At 63.5% G+C, this 13,165-nt stretch carries 10 protein-coding genes; 7 read left to right on the top strand and 3 right to left on the bottom strand.

What is annotated here, in order from left to right; all coding sequences use genetic code 11:
- The first annotated feature begins 205 nt into the window (after positions 1-205).
- The 4 genes from AC07FD_RS21805 to AC07FD_RS21790 are packed head-to-tail and all read left to right on the top strand — an operon-like array spanning position 206 to position 3,567.
- Positions 206-1,369 (top strand): glycosyltransferase 87 family protein, encoded by a 1,164-nt coding sequence (locus tag AC07FD_RS21805; RefSeq protein WP_478351500.1) that lies wholly within the window; start codon positions 206-208, stop codon positions 1,367-1,369.
- Entirely contained in the window at positions 1,362-2,351 is a 990-nt protein-coding gene (locus tag AC07FD_RS21800; RefSeq protein ID WP_478351499.1) for a glycosyltransferase family 2 protein, read from the top strand. The genes AC07FD_RS21805 and AC07FD_RS21800 overlap by 8 nt, the downstream gene beginning before the upstream one ends.
- Positions 2,348-3,160, top strand: coding sequence for a ChbG/HpnK family deacetylase (locus AC07FD_RS21795; RefSeq protein WP_478351498.1), 813 nt, complete (start codon positions 2,348-2,350; stop codon positions 3,158-3,160). The genes AC07FD_RS21800 and AC07FD_RS21795 overlap by 4 nt, the downstream gene beginning before the upstream one ends.
- The gene (locus AC07FD_RS21790) at positions 3,157-3,567 is read left to right on the top strand and encodes a GtrA family protein (protein WP_095084614.1); all 411 of its coding nucleotides are present in this window, start codon (positions 3,157-3,159) and stop codon (positions 3,565-3,567) included. Before AC07FD_RS21795 ends, AC07FD_RS21790 begins: the two co-directional genes overlap by 4 nt.
- A gap of 50 nt (positions 3,568-3,617) precedes the next feature.
- Here AC07FD_RS21790 and AC07FD_RS21785 read toward each other — a convergent pair whose 3' ends face one another.
- From AC07FD_RS21785 to AC07FD_RS21775, 3 genes are all read right to left on the bottom strand, one after another.
- On the bottom strand, positions 3,618-6,749 hold the full coding sequence (locus AC07FD_RS21785; protein ID WP_478351497.1) for an efflux RND transporter permease subunit: 3,132 nt from the start codon (positions 6,747-6,749) through the stop codon (positions 3,618-3,620).
- Complete coding sequence (locus AC07FD_RS21780) at positions 6,746-7,909, bottom strand: efflux RND transporter periplasmic adaptor subunit (RefSeq protein ID WP_478351496.1); 1,164 nt, start codon at positions 7,907-7,909, stop codon at positions 6,746-6,748. The genes AC07FD_RS21785 and AC07FD_RS21780 overlap by 4 nt, the downstream gene beginning before the upstream one ends.
- 260 nt (positions 7,910-8,169) lie before the next feature.
- Entirely contained in the window at positions 8,170-8,997 is an 828-nt protein-coding gene (locus AC07FD_RS21775) for a MurR/RpiR family transcriptional regulator (protein ID WP_457150364.1), read from the bottom strand.
- Positions 8,998-9,235: 238 nt separating this feature from the next.
- Between AC07FD_RS21775 and AC07FD_RS21770 the strand changes: the two genes are divergently transcribed.
- The 3 genes from AC07FD_RS21770 (at position 9,236) to AC07FD_RS21760 (ending at position 13,092) form a co-directional block, all read left to right on the top strand.
- On the top strand, positions 9,236-10,054 hold the full coding sequence (locus tag AC07FD_RS21770) for an N-formylglutamate amidohydrolase (RefSeq protein WP_478351495.1): 819 nt from the start codon (positions 9,236-9,238) through the stop codon (positions 10,052-10,054).
- Between the two features lie 23 nt (positions 10,055-10,077).
- Positions 10,078-11,634, top strand: coding sequence for an amino acid permease (locus AC07FD_RS21765; RefSeq protein ID WP_095084609.1), 1,557 nt, complete (start codon positions 10,078-10,080; stop codon positions 11,632-11,634).
- Between the two features lie 87 nt (positions 11,635-11,721).
- A complete protein-coding gene (locus tag AC07FD_RS21760) occupies positions 11,722-13,092 on the top strand; it encodes a glutamine synthetase family protein (protein ID WP_128303146.1) in 1,371 nt (456 codons plus the stop codon).
- The last annotated feature ends 73 nt before the right edge of the window (positions 13,093-13,165 follow it).

Below are 13,165 nucleotides of genomic sequence, written 5' to 3'. Positions count from 1 at the left end.
ATGAAGGTGCCCGAAGCTCGAACACGAAGCCTCCAGACGCTCTCGACGCCAAAAATGGCGATGTCCGGCTGCCGCCGGTGCCGTTGGGGCACCATCCACTCTTTCAGCCCTCTATGCCGCGCCGCTTTGTCCGTGATATGCCGCCGCCATCGAATGCCTGACGGCGCGGGCAAGGGCCTGTTTCGGGGTGGTGTGGAGTGACTTGATGACGATTGCCAACCCGGTTTTCGACCGTTTGGGACTTAGCATGTGGATCGGAGCGTTCCTGATCGTTCTTGTCATGGTCCTGTGGTCGCCGGACACGCATTCGGTGCTGGGGGCCTACAGATTTGGCAGCGAGGAATTTCTGGCCGGCCGGCCGCTCTACAATCTTGGCTCCCAGATGGGGTATCTCTACGCGCCGGCTTTTGCCGCGCTCTATGTTCCGCTGCTGAAGCTGGGCCCGCATCTGGGCGGCCTGGTGTGGCATGCCCTCGGCTTCGCGGTGCTGACCTTTGCCGCAATGCGGCAGGTTCGCAAGCTCGGCGGTCAGCAACTGACCTGGCTGCTTTCATTCGGTCTCTTCCTCGCTCTGCCGCTGGCGCTCGGCGCGATCCGCAACGGACAATCGACAATACTGCTGACCGGCGCCTGCTGGCTCCTTACGCTTTCGGCGCTTGAAGGTCGGCGCGCCGAGACCTTCTTCTGGGCTTCGCTGGCCGTCATCGCCAAGCCGACCGCGATCATCATGCTGCTGTTGGCAGGAGGGCTGCGCCCCCGGCTGATCCCGGTGCTGGTGCTGGCGGTGCTGTTCGTGCTCGCCATACCTTATGCTTTCGCGCCAGCCAGTTATCTGAACGGCCAGTATCTTGATTTCGCCCGCATGCTGACCTCGATGGCGGTCGACAAGACCAGCCGCTTTGTTGCCTCCGATTTCACCGCGCCTTTTGCGGTGGCGGGGATGCCTATCGCGGAATCCGGCGCCACGGCGGTGCGCTTCGTGGTCGGCCTGTTGACGCTCTCGACCGTGCTCTGGTTCGATCGCAAGCTCGAGCGGGGGACGGCCGGGCTGGCGATCTTCCTGACAGCCACGTTCTACATGTGCGTCTTCAATCCGCGCGTCGAGCCCAACACCTATGCGATGATCGCCGTGCCCGCCGGGCTCGCCGTCGCCCTGTTGTGGCGCGAGGAACGAGGCGGCGTTCTCGCCTCGGTGCTGTCGACGGCGCTGTTCGCGACCGGGCTGAGCGGCGTCGAGCAACATGTTCATGCTTTCCTTTACCCCTGGTTCCGGCCGATCGCGATTGCTTTCGTCGCCTGTTCCCTGATCTGGTGGTTCTGGGCCAAGGCGGGAGAAAAGGTGGTCAATGCGGGGGTCGCAAATGGCTGAGTCGCGGCCGGTACTCGATATCGTCGCGCCGTTCCTCAACGAGGCGCCGTCGGCATTGGCCTTCGCCGAGTTGCTTGCCGCGCTGGAGGCAGCGGTGGCACAGTGCTTCGGCATGACCGTGCACAAGATCCTGGTCGACGACGGCAGCCGCGACGATGGCGCCAAACGGTTTTCGCAGGTGCTGACGGGGTCATGGGAGATCGTCCGCCTCAGCCGCAATTTCGGCAAGGAAGTCGCCGTGCTCGCCGGTCTCGACCAGTCGCGCGGGGATATGGTGCTGATCATGGACGCCGACCTCCAGCATTCGATGGACATCAGCCTGAAGATGATCGCCGAGCTGGTGGAACATCCCGACATCGATGTCGTCTACGCGCAGAACGACAGGCGTGAGGCCAGTTGGCGACGCAGTCAGCTGGCGCGGCTTTTCTACAGCCTGATCAACAGCAGCCAGCGTTTCGACATTCCCGAAAATGCCGGCGACTTTCGCGTCATGCGCGGTGCCGTGGCGCGTGCGCTGACCAGCCTGCGTGACAAACGACGCTTCAACAAGGGTCTGTTTGCCTGGGCCGGCTTCCGCCAGAAGGCGTTGCCCTATTCGCCGGAGAACCGCGCCAGCGGCACGTCGAAATGGAGCCGGCTCAACCTGATCGCCTTCTCGTTGGAAGGTTTCACCTCCTTTTCCGTCATTCCGCTGCGCTTGATCAGCCTCAGCGGGCTGCTTGCCGCATTTGCCGGCGCGGTCTACGGCGCCAAGGTGTTCTTCGAGGTGATCTTCTACGGCATTGCCGTTCCCGGCTATCCCAGCCTGCTGGTCGCCGTCGTCCTGCTCGGCGGCCTCAACCTGACGCTTCTCGGCCTGATTGGCGAGTATGTCTGGGTCACGCTCAGCGAAAGCAAGGATCGGCCAGTCTATATCGTGCGCGATGTCGTACGCAGCGACGTCGCTCCCGACAGGTTGGCACCGGGCGCTCGCGAGGCATGAAGCGGCGCATCCGCCTGATCGCCGACGACTACGGCCTGGCGCCAGGCGTCTCCGCCGCGATCCTCGACCTGCTCGATCGTGGGCGCCTGACCGGCACCAGCTGCATGACCGGATTTGCGCAATGGGCGCGGGAGGCGGAGCGCATTAAGCCCCTGTGCGGTCGTGTCGCGGTCGGGCTGCATCTTACCTTGACCGACCAGCCAGCCGTCACCGGCCGGTCGAGCCTGGCGCCGGAAGGCCGGCTGCCACCACTCCGCTCGCTGGCATTGCCTGTTCTGCGCGGCCGCATCGACGACCGCGATGTGCATGCCGAACTCGACGCCCAGTACAGCCGCTTCGTCGAAGCACTCGGGCGCCGCCCCGATTTCGTCGACGGGCATCAGCATGTGCATTTCCTTCCGGTTGTGCGCACATGGCTGCGCGCGCGTCTGCATGAAGAAGCCGACAGGCCGGCACTGCGCGGCGCGCCGGCACTGGCCGGCACGGCGCCGAAAGTCGCCGCGATCGCAGCGCTCGCCGCCGGGTTCAACCGGTCCATGCAGCATGCCGGCTTCACCGTCTTCGAACCGCTCGCGGGCATCTATGACTGGCGGCGACCCGAAAAGTTCGCATCCGTGCTGCAGGCCGCCGTCGAGGCACTGCCGGAGCGGGGGCTGTTTATGTGCCACCCCGGCCATGTAGACGAGACGTTGCGCGCGCGTGACCCGATGCAAAGCGTGCGCGAGGTCGAATTCGCGGTCCTGGCATCGGACGATTTCGGCACCAGCCTGGCCCGCGCCGGTGTCGCAATCATGGATCGCAAGGGATGAGCGGCGCCGACCAGCCCCGGCGTTCGACCGGCAACAAGATCGTCCGCTTTGCCATTGTCGGACTTGCCAACACGGCCATCGACCTTGCCAGCTTCTACCTGCTGCTCAAGCTGCAGATGCCGCCGGTGCCCGCCAACATCGTTGCCTGGTTCATCGCCGTCAGCTTTTCGTTCGTGGCGAACGGCTTCTGGGCGTTCGAGCGCAATCAAGCCATCCGGCTGCGCGATGCGTTCCTTCGTTTCGCCTCGCTCGGGGCGCTGATTTCGCTCGGTGTCTCCAGCCTTTCGATCGCACTGTTTGCCGCCACCGTTGGAGTATGGCCGGCAAAGATCGGCGGTGTCGTGGTGGCGGCGGTGCTGAATTTCCTCGCCGCGCGCTGGTCGATCGAAGGCCGGTTCTTGAGATAGGCACTGCCTATTCACTGGCGGAAAACCGCGACACACTTTCTTGGACTTCTCTATTCGGCCGACTCAACCTTGCTATAGGCGGCTTCCTCCAACTCGCGTTTTAGCCGCGCTTCCTCATGGGTCTTCGGCGTGACGAAGCGGCCCAGCAAGAGATAGGCAACCGGCGTCAGGAACAGCGTCGAGACGGTGGCAAGGCCCAGTCCGCCGACGATGACCCAGCCGAGCGCCACGCGCGCCTCGGCGCCAGCGCCGCTCGCCAGCACCAGCGGCAAGCCGCCGAGCACGGTGCAGATCATCGTCATCATCACCGGCCGCACGCGGATGATCGAGGCCTGCTCGATCGCTTCGCGCACGCCAAGCCCGCGATCGCGCAGCTGGTTGGCGAATTCGACGATCAGGATGCCGTTCTTGGCCATGACGCCGACCAGCAGCACCAGGCCAATCTGGCTGTAGGCGTTGAGGCTGGTGCCCGAGAGCAGCAGCGCGAAGATGGCACAAGCTAGCCCGAGCGGCACCGTCGCCATGATGATGACGGCGCTGACAAAGCTTTCGAACTGGGCGGCCAGCACCAGCAGGATGATGACCAGAGCGTAGCCGAAGATGGTCACCATGCCGCTGTTGGTTTCGCCCAGCGTCGCGGCCTCGGCCAACGGCAGGATGCGGCTGCCGGCAGGCAAAAGCGGCGTCGCGATTTCCTCGGCGCGGGTCAAGGCATCGCCAAGCGCGAAGTCGCCGTTGAGGTTGGAGGTGATCGCCACCGACGGCTGCTGCTGCTCACGCGACAGCGACGGCGGCACCGCACGCTCGGTCAGCGTGGCAATGGTCGACATCGGTACGAAGCGGCCGTCTGATGTCTTCAGGAAGATGTTCTCCAGGTCGGTCGGGTCGTTGATTGGGTTGGTGGTCGAGACCAGCTTCACGCCGTAGCTACGGTCGGCGATGTAGACATCGACGACATCGTTGCCGTCGAGCATGGCCTGCAAGGTGTTGGCCATCCCGGTGATGTCGATGCCGAGGTCGGAGGCGCGCTCGCGGTCGATGGCCACGGCCAGTTGCGGCTGCGTCGGATCGATCGACAGGCGCGGTGTCTGGAAACGCGGGTCCTTCTGCATCTCGGCGATGATCTTGACCGCCGCGTCGCCGAGCGCCTTGCGGTTATTGCCGACCAGCGCGAACTGCAGGCCGTTGCCGGCACCGCGAATGCCGAGGCTGTTGGGCTGCACGGGGAAGATGCGCACGCTCGGCACCTGCCTCGTCAGCTGGCTGATCTCGGCCATGATCTCTTGCTGGCTGCGGCTGCGCTCGTTCCACGGCGCCAGCGTCATCACCATGAAGCCTGAGTTGTAGGAGCCGTTCTGGCCGGCGTTCTCGAAAGTGCTGCGGATCTCGCCGGACTCGCGCATCGGCTGGATCAGCCTCTCGATCTTCTGCATCTGCTGCGTCGTGTAGTCGAGGCTGACACCTTGCGGGGCGCTGATGCGCAACAGCACGGCGGCGCGGTCCTCGGTCGGCGTCAGTTCCTGGCGGATGGTGCCGAACAGCGCGAAGGCGATGCCGGCAAACAGCACCGCGACCAGAAGCACGATCCATGGCGCGTCGAGGCAAGCGTGCAGGGCCCGCTTGTAGGCTGAATTCAGCGCGCCGCCGATGCGGGCGCCGATGCCGTGGCCGCCTTCATGGTGCAGCGAGGCGCTCGATAGCATGCGTGAGGCGAGCATCGGGCACAGCGTCAGCGCCACCACGCAGGACAAAAGCACCGACATGGCGAGCACGAAGCCGAATTCGCGGAAAAGGCCACCGGTCTGGCCGGGCAAGAACGAGATCGGCACGAAGACGGCGACCAGCGTCAGAGTAGTGGCAATGACGGCGAAGAACACTTCCTGAGCGCCGAGCACGGCGGCGGCGCGCGGGCCCATGCCTTCATTGCGTCGTCGCACGATGTTTTCGAGCACGACGATGGCATCGTCGACGACCAATCCCGTCGCAAGCACCAAAGCGAGCAGGGTCAGGATGTTGACCGAGAAGCCGGCCAGATAGATGGCCGCGATGGTGCCGATCATGGCGACCGGCATCGACAGTCCCGGGATCAGCGTTGCGCGCCAGTCAAGCAGAAACACATAGATGACGATCAGCACCATGGTCACGGACAGGCCGAGTGCGATCTCGACCTCGTGCACCGCGCCGTTGACGAAAACCGCGTCGTCGCTGGTGATCTTGATCGAAATGCCCTTGGGTAGATTCTCCTGCAGCTTGGCGACAGCGGCCTGAACGCCGGTCGAGATGTCCAGCGTGTTCGATTCCGCCTGGCGGATGATACCGATGCCGATGCCGGTCTTGCCGTCCGAACGCAGCGTCGTCTGGCCGACATCGGGGCCCAGCGTGACGGTGGCGACGTCGCGGATGCGCGTCGTGCCGCCGATGATGATGTTTTCGAATTCCTCGGGCGTGGTCACGTCCGCCGTCGTGCGGACGATCAGGTCCTGGTCTGTCGTGGTGATCGAACCGGCCGGTGAATCGAAGGCGACAGAGGCAAGTGCTGCCCTGAGGTCGGCGACGGTGAAGCCGAGGCTGGCGAGCTTGTTCTGGTCGACGTCGATGCGGAAAATCTTGTCGCGATAGCCATATATCTGGACGTCGGCAACGCCGGGCACGGCGGCCAGTTCGTCCTCGATCTGGTCCTGGACCACCACCGTCATGTCCTGGATCGACATATTGTCCGACGTTACCGCCAGTCGCATCACCGGATCGGAATTGGCGTCGGCCTTGACGATGCGCGGTGGATCGGCCGTGTCCGGCATCAGGTTGGCGACACGGCCGACGGCATCGCGCACGTCCGAGGCGGCGACGTTGAGGTCGACGCCGTCGTTGAACTCGATGGTGACGCGGCTCGAACCGAAGGAGGAAGACGACGAGATCGACTTGACGCCGGAGACGCGGGCGACAGCGCCCTCGATGGTGTCGGTCAGTTCACGGTCGACGGTTTCGGCCGCGGCGCCTTCGAATGCGGTCGAGACCGTGACGACCGCGCGGTCGACGTCAGGCAGTTCGCGGATCTCGACGCCATAGAAGGCAGCCAGGCCGGCGACTGCGATCAGTGTGTTCAGCACGAAGGCCATCACCGGCCTGCGGATGAACAGGGCGGTAAAGCCGGTGTCGCTGGCGGCGTTGACGGGGCTGGTCATGAGCCTTGAGCAGCGTCCGCGGCGCGCTGCTCTTCGCCGGCGATGTGCACAGCACCGCCCTCACTGACGCTCTGGGTGCCTTCGGTCACCACCATGTCGCCGCTGTCGATCTCCGCGTCGATCAGCACGGTCTCGGTGTTGCGCTGGATGATGCGCACCGGGACCCGCCTGGCCTTGCCGTCCTCGACCTGCCAGACATAGGCGCCGTCCGAGCCCCACAGGATCGCCAGCGGGCTGACGGCCGGATAGGTCTCGCCGGGGAACTTCATGACGATGCCGAACGACATGCCGGCGCGCAGCGAATCGGCCGGATTGGCTATCTTGGCCTTGACCAGAAGGGTGCGGCTCTTTTCATCGATGTGGTTGTCGATGGCCGAAACCGTGCCGGTGTAGGTTTTGCTGGGATTGGCGATCGGCGTCGCCGTCAATTGCGCGCCGACCTTGACGGTGGCGGCGAAACGTTCGGGCACGAGGAAATCGACAAGGATACTGGAGCGGTCGTCGAGCGTGGCGATCGCCGACTGGTTGGTCACATAATTGCCAGCGGCGATCGGCAGGATGCCGACAGTGCCGGCGATCGGTGCGATGATGGAGCGGCGCTGCAGGGCAAGTTCGGCATCGCGAAGTACCAGGTTGGCGACCGCCAGCACCACTTCGGCATCGGCGACGGCGACCGGTGTCGCTGCGTTGGAAGCCCGCAGCGATTTCACCCGGTCGAGCTTGTTCTGCGAGTCCTGTAAGACGAGCTTGGCACGATCCTGCGCGATCACCTCGGTCTCGGAATCGAGGGTGGCAATGATCTGTCCCTTGTCGACATGGCTGCCAGATTCGACCAGCAGTTCGGCAAGGCGGCCGGAACTGTATGGATTGACGGTCACCGAGGCATTGGCACGGCCGGTGCCGATCGCCTGCAGGCGGTCGTTGATGGTCGCCGTAGTGGCGGCCAGGGCGACCACGTTCACCCGCCGGTTGCCGCCATTGCCGCCGTTTGCCTGCTTGGCGTTGGCGGCCCCGGTTTCAGCCGGGGGCGTTGCCGCATAAACCCAGTCTATCCCCCAGCGTGCCAGCACGTCGGGTGCGCCCGGAAAAAAGCGCAGCCAGGCGGCTGCCGCCACGACCAGCAGCACAAGCGCGAAAAGTATCTGTTTCCAGGCGGCCATCGGCACTCCGGTTGGGCAAAACGATCCTTCCGTCTAAAGCGCGTCGCGTCGAAACGGATTCATGTGACGCGCTTTAGGTCTTTGTTTATGCATGTCGTTATCTCAAAACCGGGGCCACTTTTGAGCGACATGCATTGGCGGTTTCCCGAAAGGAAGCAGACGCAGCGAGGCTATTCTAAGGCAAGAAGACGCCCCGATATCGCGCCTTTATGACAACTCGCCAGTGTCTGCGCACATTAAATCTGTGTAACGTTGACGGTCTAACGCAGACCTTCCATCTCGCGGATGCGCTTGGCGCCTTCTGCTTCCAGCTGCCTTGTGACGGCTCCGATTAGTGTTTCGGCGACGACGAAGAGGGCTGCCGAAGAGTCCCATGCCGACGGCACCGCGGTTCGTCCGGCAATGACGTGGCGGGCAAAGCGGGCGATCGGCGACAGCCACTGGTCGGTGAACAGCACGATCTGAACGCCGCGCTGGTGTGCTTTCTCGGCGAAGCGGAGGAGGCTGTCCTGGTAGCGCCTGATGTCGAAAATCACCAGCACGTCGCGCTTGCCCATGTCGATCAGCCGGTCGCGCCACATGCTTTCCTGGCCGGCGAGGTGAAAGACCTCGGGCTGGATGATGGCGAGGTGGGCGGCCATGTAACGCGCCAGCGGATCGGTGAAGCGGCCGCCGATCAGGAAGGTCTTGCCGCGTCGGTCGGCAAGGCGGGCGGCGATGTCGGCAAGCTGCTTGTCGGACAGGTGCCTGAACGTCTCGCGCATATTGTCGAGCGTCGCTTCCAGCATCGGTGACGCGGTGCCGCCGCCGGGCGAGGGCGGGTTGAGCGTCCTTATCGCCGGCGATTGCAGTTGCGCCGCCAGTTCGTCCTGCAGGCTCGACTGGAATTCAGGGTAATTCTGGAAGCCGAGCCGGGCAACGAAGCGCAGGATCGTCGGCGACGAGACGCCGGCCGCGGCCGAGAATTCAGCAACCGTCTTGAGGCCGATCATCGGATAGCTGGCGATCAGGGTCTGGGCTGCGCGCCTTTCACTGGCCGGCATCGTGCCGACGCGGTCGGCGATCAGTTCGGCAATGCTGGAAATCATGTTTCCCCCCGCCCCCGGAGCGGAATGGCTAAACCCATCCGGCTCCGTCTGTTTGTCTTGGCCGCATTTTTGCGACGCCAGGTGATTCCACCTGGCTGCAAAATGCCTTGGCCCTGTCCACTGTCTTTTCCGAAATCGCATTTGACAAAACCGGGTAAACTGTATGAAATCATCCATAGGGACGCAATGAGACAAAATACGTAACATACGATACAGCGCTCCCCGGGGACGGCAGACTATGGAGCAAGCACGGCCCGCCAGCCTTGCATCGTCTGATACCGTGAGGGTGACCAACCCCGGCGGATCAAGCCCTTTCGTGCTGACCTGCGATCACGCCTCGAATTTCCTGCCAGCCGAATTCGGCACGCTCGGGCTCGCCGCCGAGGATCTGTCCCGCCACATCGCCTGGGATCCAGGCGCGTTGCCGGTTGCCCGCCGCATGGCCGAGGCGCTCGACGCGACGCTGGTCGAAACCCGCATTTCGCGCCTCGTCATCGACTGCAACCGTCCGCTTGATGCGCCCGATCTGGTGCCGCCTGTCAGCGAGACGACGGCAATACCCGGCAATGCCGGCCTGTCGGACAAGCAGCGCGCGGCCCGTGTAGCGCTGTCGTGGCAGCCGTTTCATGCCGCCATCGAGGAGATTGTCGACGGCAGGCTGGTGCGCGGGCAGGAAACCCGCCTGGTTTCCGTGCATTCCTTCACGCCGGTCTACAAGGCCCGCAACCGGCCCTGGCATATCGGCATCATCCATGACGAGGACCGCCGGCTGGCGTCGCCTTTGATTGGCGCGCTGAAGCGGCTTGCCGGCGTCACCGTCGGCGTCAACGAGCCCTATTCGCCGGCCGACCGCGTCTATTTCACGCTGGAGCGCCACGCACGTTCGCGCGGCCTGCCGTGCGCGATGATCGAAATCCGCAACGACGAAATCGCCGGCGAGACCGGGCAGCGGAAATGGGCGGATCTGCTAACGGGCATTTTTTCGGATCTGGAGCCAGAGGAGGCCGGACACACCAGATCGCATTCAGTCGGAAAGTCAGTTCAATCGGCCAGCTAAGAACCAACAACAGGGGACTTCCAATGGCAGCACCGGGTTACACTGAAGTTGACAAGGCGGAGGACGTAAAGGCCCTCCACAGCATGGGTTACGCCCAGGAACTGGAGCGGCGCCTCAGCCGCTTCTCAAACTTCGCCGTTTCCTTCTCCATCATCTGCATTCTGTCGGGCGGCATCAATTCGCTGGCGCAAGGCACCTCCGGCGCCGGCGGCATCGGCATCGGCATCGGCTGGCTGGTCGGCTGCTTCGTCTCGCTGACGTTCGCTGTCGCCATGTCGCAGATCAGCTCTGCCTACCCGACGGCCGGCGGCCTCTATCACTGGGGTTCGATCCTCGGCAACCGCGGCACCGGCTGGGTCACGGCCTGGCTCAACCTGCTCGGCCTGATCACCGTGCTCGGCGCCATCAATGTCGGCACTTGGACGTTCTTCGTCGGCGCCTTCGGACCGGCGCTCGGCATCGAGGGCACGCTGACCAACCAGATGATCTTCCTGGTCATCATCACCGGCGCTCAGGCGCTGATCAACCATCTCGGTATCAAACTGACAGCGAAGCTGACCGACTTTTCGGGCTATCTGATCTTTTTTGGCGCGATCCTGATCGCCGTGGTCTGCCTGATCTCCGCCGAAACCTGGGATTTCAGCCGTCTCTTCACCTTCCACAACTACTCCGGCGACGCCGGCGGCGGTGTCTGGCCGGCGGTGTCGAATGCATGGGTGTTCGCGCTTGGCCTCTTGCTGCCGATCTATACAATCACCGGCTACGATGCTTCGGCACATACGTCAGAGGAAACCATCAAGGCAGCCTCCTCGGTGCCGCGCGCCATGGTCATGTCGGTGATCTGGTCGGCTTTGTTCGGGTATCTTTTCCTCGCCGCCTTCGTGCTGATGATCCCGAACATGGACGATGCCGCCAAGCAGGGTTGGAACGTATTCTTCTGGGCCTTCGATCAGCGCGTCAGCCCTGGTGTCAAGGAATTCGTCTACCTCGTCGTGTTCCTGGCGCAGCTTTTGTGCGGCCTCGCCACCGTCACTTCGGCGTCGCGCATGATCTTCGCCTTCTCGCGTGACGGCGGCTTGCCGGGTTCATCGGCACTCGCCAAGGTCAGCCCGACCTATCGCACGCCGGTGGCGGCGATCTGGACGGCGTCGATCCTGTCGGTGCTGTTCGTTTGGGGGTCGACGCTGGTTTCGGTTGCCGGCACCTCGGCCTACACCATCGTCGTGTCCTGCACCGTCATCTTCCTGTTCCTGTCCTTCATTGTTCCGATCGTGCTCGGCATGCTGGCTTGGGGAACGCCGAAGTGGGATAAGATGGGTCCGTGGAACATGGGCCGCGGGGTATTCATGCTGTTCGGCTTCCTGTCGATCGTGTCGATGATCCTGATCTTCATCATCGGCATCCAGCCGCCGAACGACTGGGCGCTCTACATCACCGTCGGCTTCTTCATCCTGACGGCGATCGTCTGGTTCGGCTTCGAGAAGCGCCGCTTCCAGGGGCCGCCGCTTGGCGACATCATCGCGGCGCGCCAGGCAGCCATTAAGGCGGCCGAACAGGCCGTCGGCGAAACCGGCCACTGACATCGACCGTCATGGCCATGGCCGGCATCGTGCCGGCCATGGTTTTGTTTAACTCATTCAAAGCTCAAGCGCTGGAGTGCCACAAGAATGGCCGGAAATTTCTCGTTCGATCAGTTGAAGAAGGCGGTCTCCAGTGGCGAGATCGACACGGTGCTGGCCTGCATCGTCGACATGCAGGGCCGGCTCGCGGGAAAACGGTTCCTGGCGCAGTATTTCGTCGATTCCGCGCATGATGAGACGCACGGCTGCAACTATCTCCTGGCCGCCGACATCGATATGGAGCCGGTGCCCGGCTACAAGGCGGCGAGCTGGTCGAAGGGCTATGGCGATTTCGTCATGAAGCCGGATCTGGCGACGCTGCGGCGTATTCCGTGGCTGGAGAAGACAGCGCTGGTGATCTGCGACGTGCTCGACCACCACACGCATGACGACCTGCCGCATTCGCCACGCGCCATCCTGAAGAAGCAGGTCAAGCGGCTGACGGAGCGCGGCTATATCGGCTATTTCGCTTCCGAGCTCGAATTCTATCTTTTCAACGAGACCTACGATTCCGCCCGCAAGAAGCACTGGCAGGGTCTCGATACCGCTTCGCCCTATATCGGCGACTACCAGATCGGCATCACCACCAAGGAAGAGGGCGTCATGCGCCGGCTTCGCAACGAGATGGAAGCGGCCGGCATCCCGATCGAGAATTCCAAGGGCGAGTGGGGCCCAGGCCAGGAAGAGATCAATGTGCGCTATGCCGAGGCGCTCGACATGGCCGACCGCCACGTCATCCTGAAGAACGGCGCCAAGGAGATTGCCGAGTCCGAAGGCAAGGCGATTTCCTTCATGTCCAAGTACAATTACGGGCTGGCTGGCAATTCCAGCCATATCCACAATTCGCTGTGGAGCGCCGACGGCAAGACGCCGCTGTTTTTCGACAAGAAGGCCGACTGGACGCTGTCGACGCTTGGCCAGCAATGGGCGGCGGGACAGCTGAAATACGCCAAGGAATTCACCTGGTTCTTGGCGCCCTACATCAACTCCTACAAGCGCTTCCAGGCCGGCACCTTCGCGCCGACCAAGATCATGTGGAGCGAAGACAACCGCACCGCCGGCTTCCGCCTGTGCGGTGAGGGCACCAAGGGCATCCGCATGGAATGCCGCATCGGCGGCGCCGACCTCAACCCCTATCTCGCCTTTGCGGCGCTGATCGCCGCCGGCCTTGCCGGCATCGATGAGAAGCTGGAACTGCAGAAGCCGTTCGTCGGCGATGCCTATCAGGCGTCGCGTTTGCCGGAGATCCCGAAGACGCTGCGCGACGCCACCGAGACGCTGGCGAAGTCGAAGATGCTCAAGCAGGCGCTCGGCGAGGACGTGCTCGAACACTATGTCCACACCGCAAAGTGGGAGCAGTTCGAATACGACCGCCGGATTACGGATTGGGAGCTGCACAGAGGGTTCGAGCGGTACTAAACTGGTTCGCGAACGTAGGCGCCGCCTCTCTCCGCACCCCTCCCGTGAAACACGGGCAGGGGATGCCCGCGCC

It is taken from the genome of Mesorhizobium waitakense (genome assembly GCF_056431085.1).
This window is presented reverse-complemented; position numbering and strand designations above follow the sequence as displayed.

Excerpts from the sequence above, each read along its gene's own strand:
- AC07FD_RS21765 (WP_095084609.1), top strand. The coding sequence starts at position 10,078 with ATGGCAGCACCGGGTTACACTGAAGTTGACAAGGCGGAGGACGTAAAG.
- AC07FD_RS21775 (WP_457150364.1), bottom strand. The coding sequence starts at position 8,997 with ATGATTTCCAGCATTGCCGAACTGATCGCCGACCGCGTCGGCACGATG.
- AC07FD_RS21760 (WP_128303146.1), top strand. The coding sequence starts at position 11,722 with ATGGCCGGAAATTTCTCGTTCGATCAGTTGAAGAAGGCGGTCTCCAGT.
- AC07FD_RS21800 (WP_478351499.1), top strand. The coding sequence starts at position 1,362 with ATGGCTGAGTCGCGGCCGGTACTCGATATCGTCGCGCCGTTCCTCAAC.
- AC07FD_RS21790 (WP_095084614.1), top strand. The coding sequence starts at position 3,157 with ATGAGCGGCGCCGACCAGCCCCGGCGTTCGACCGGCAACAAGATCGTC.
- AC07FD_RS21770 (WP_478351495.1), top strand. The coding sequence starts at position 9,236 with ATGGAGCAAGCACGGCCCGCCAGCCTTGCATCGTCTGATACCGTGAGG.
- AC07FD_RS21785 (WP_478351497.1), bottom strand. The coding sequence starts at position 6,749 with ATGACCAGCCCCGTCAACGCCGCCAGCGACACCGGCTTTACCGCCCTG.
- AC07FD_RS21805 (WP_478351500.1), top strand. The coding sequence starts at position 206 with ATGACGATTGCCAACCCGGTTTTCGACCGTTTGGGACTTAGCATGTGG.
- AC07FD_RS21795 (WP_478351498.1), top strand. The coding sequence starts at position 2,348 with ATGAAGCGGCGCATCCGCCTGATCGCCGACGACTACGGCCTGGCGCCA.
- AC07FD_RS21780 (WP_478351496.1), bottom strand. The coding sequence starts at position 7,909 with ATGGCCGCCTGGAAACAGATACTTTTCGCGCTTGTGCTGCTGGTCGTG.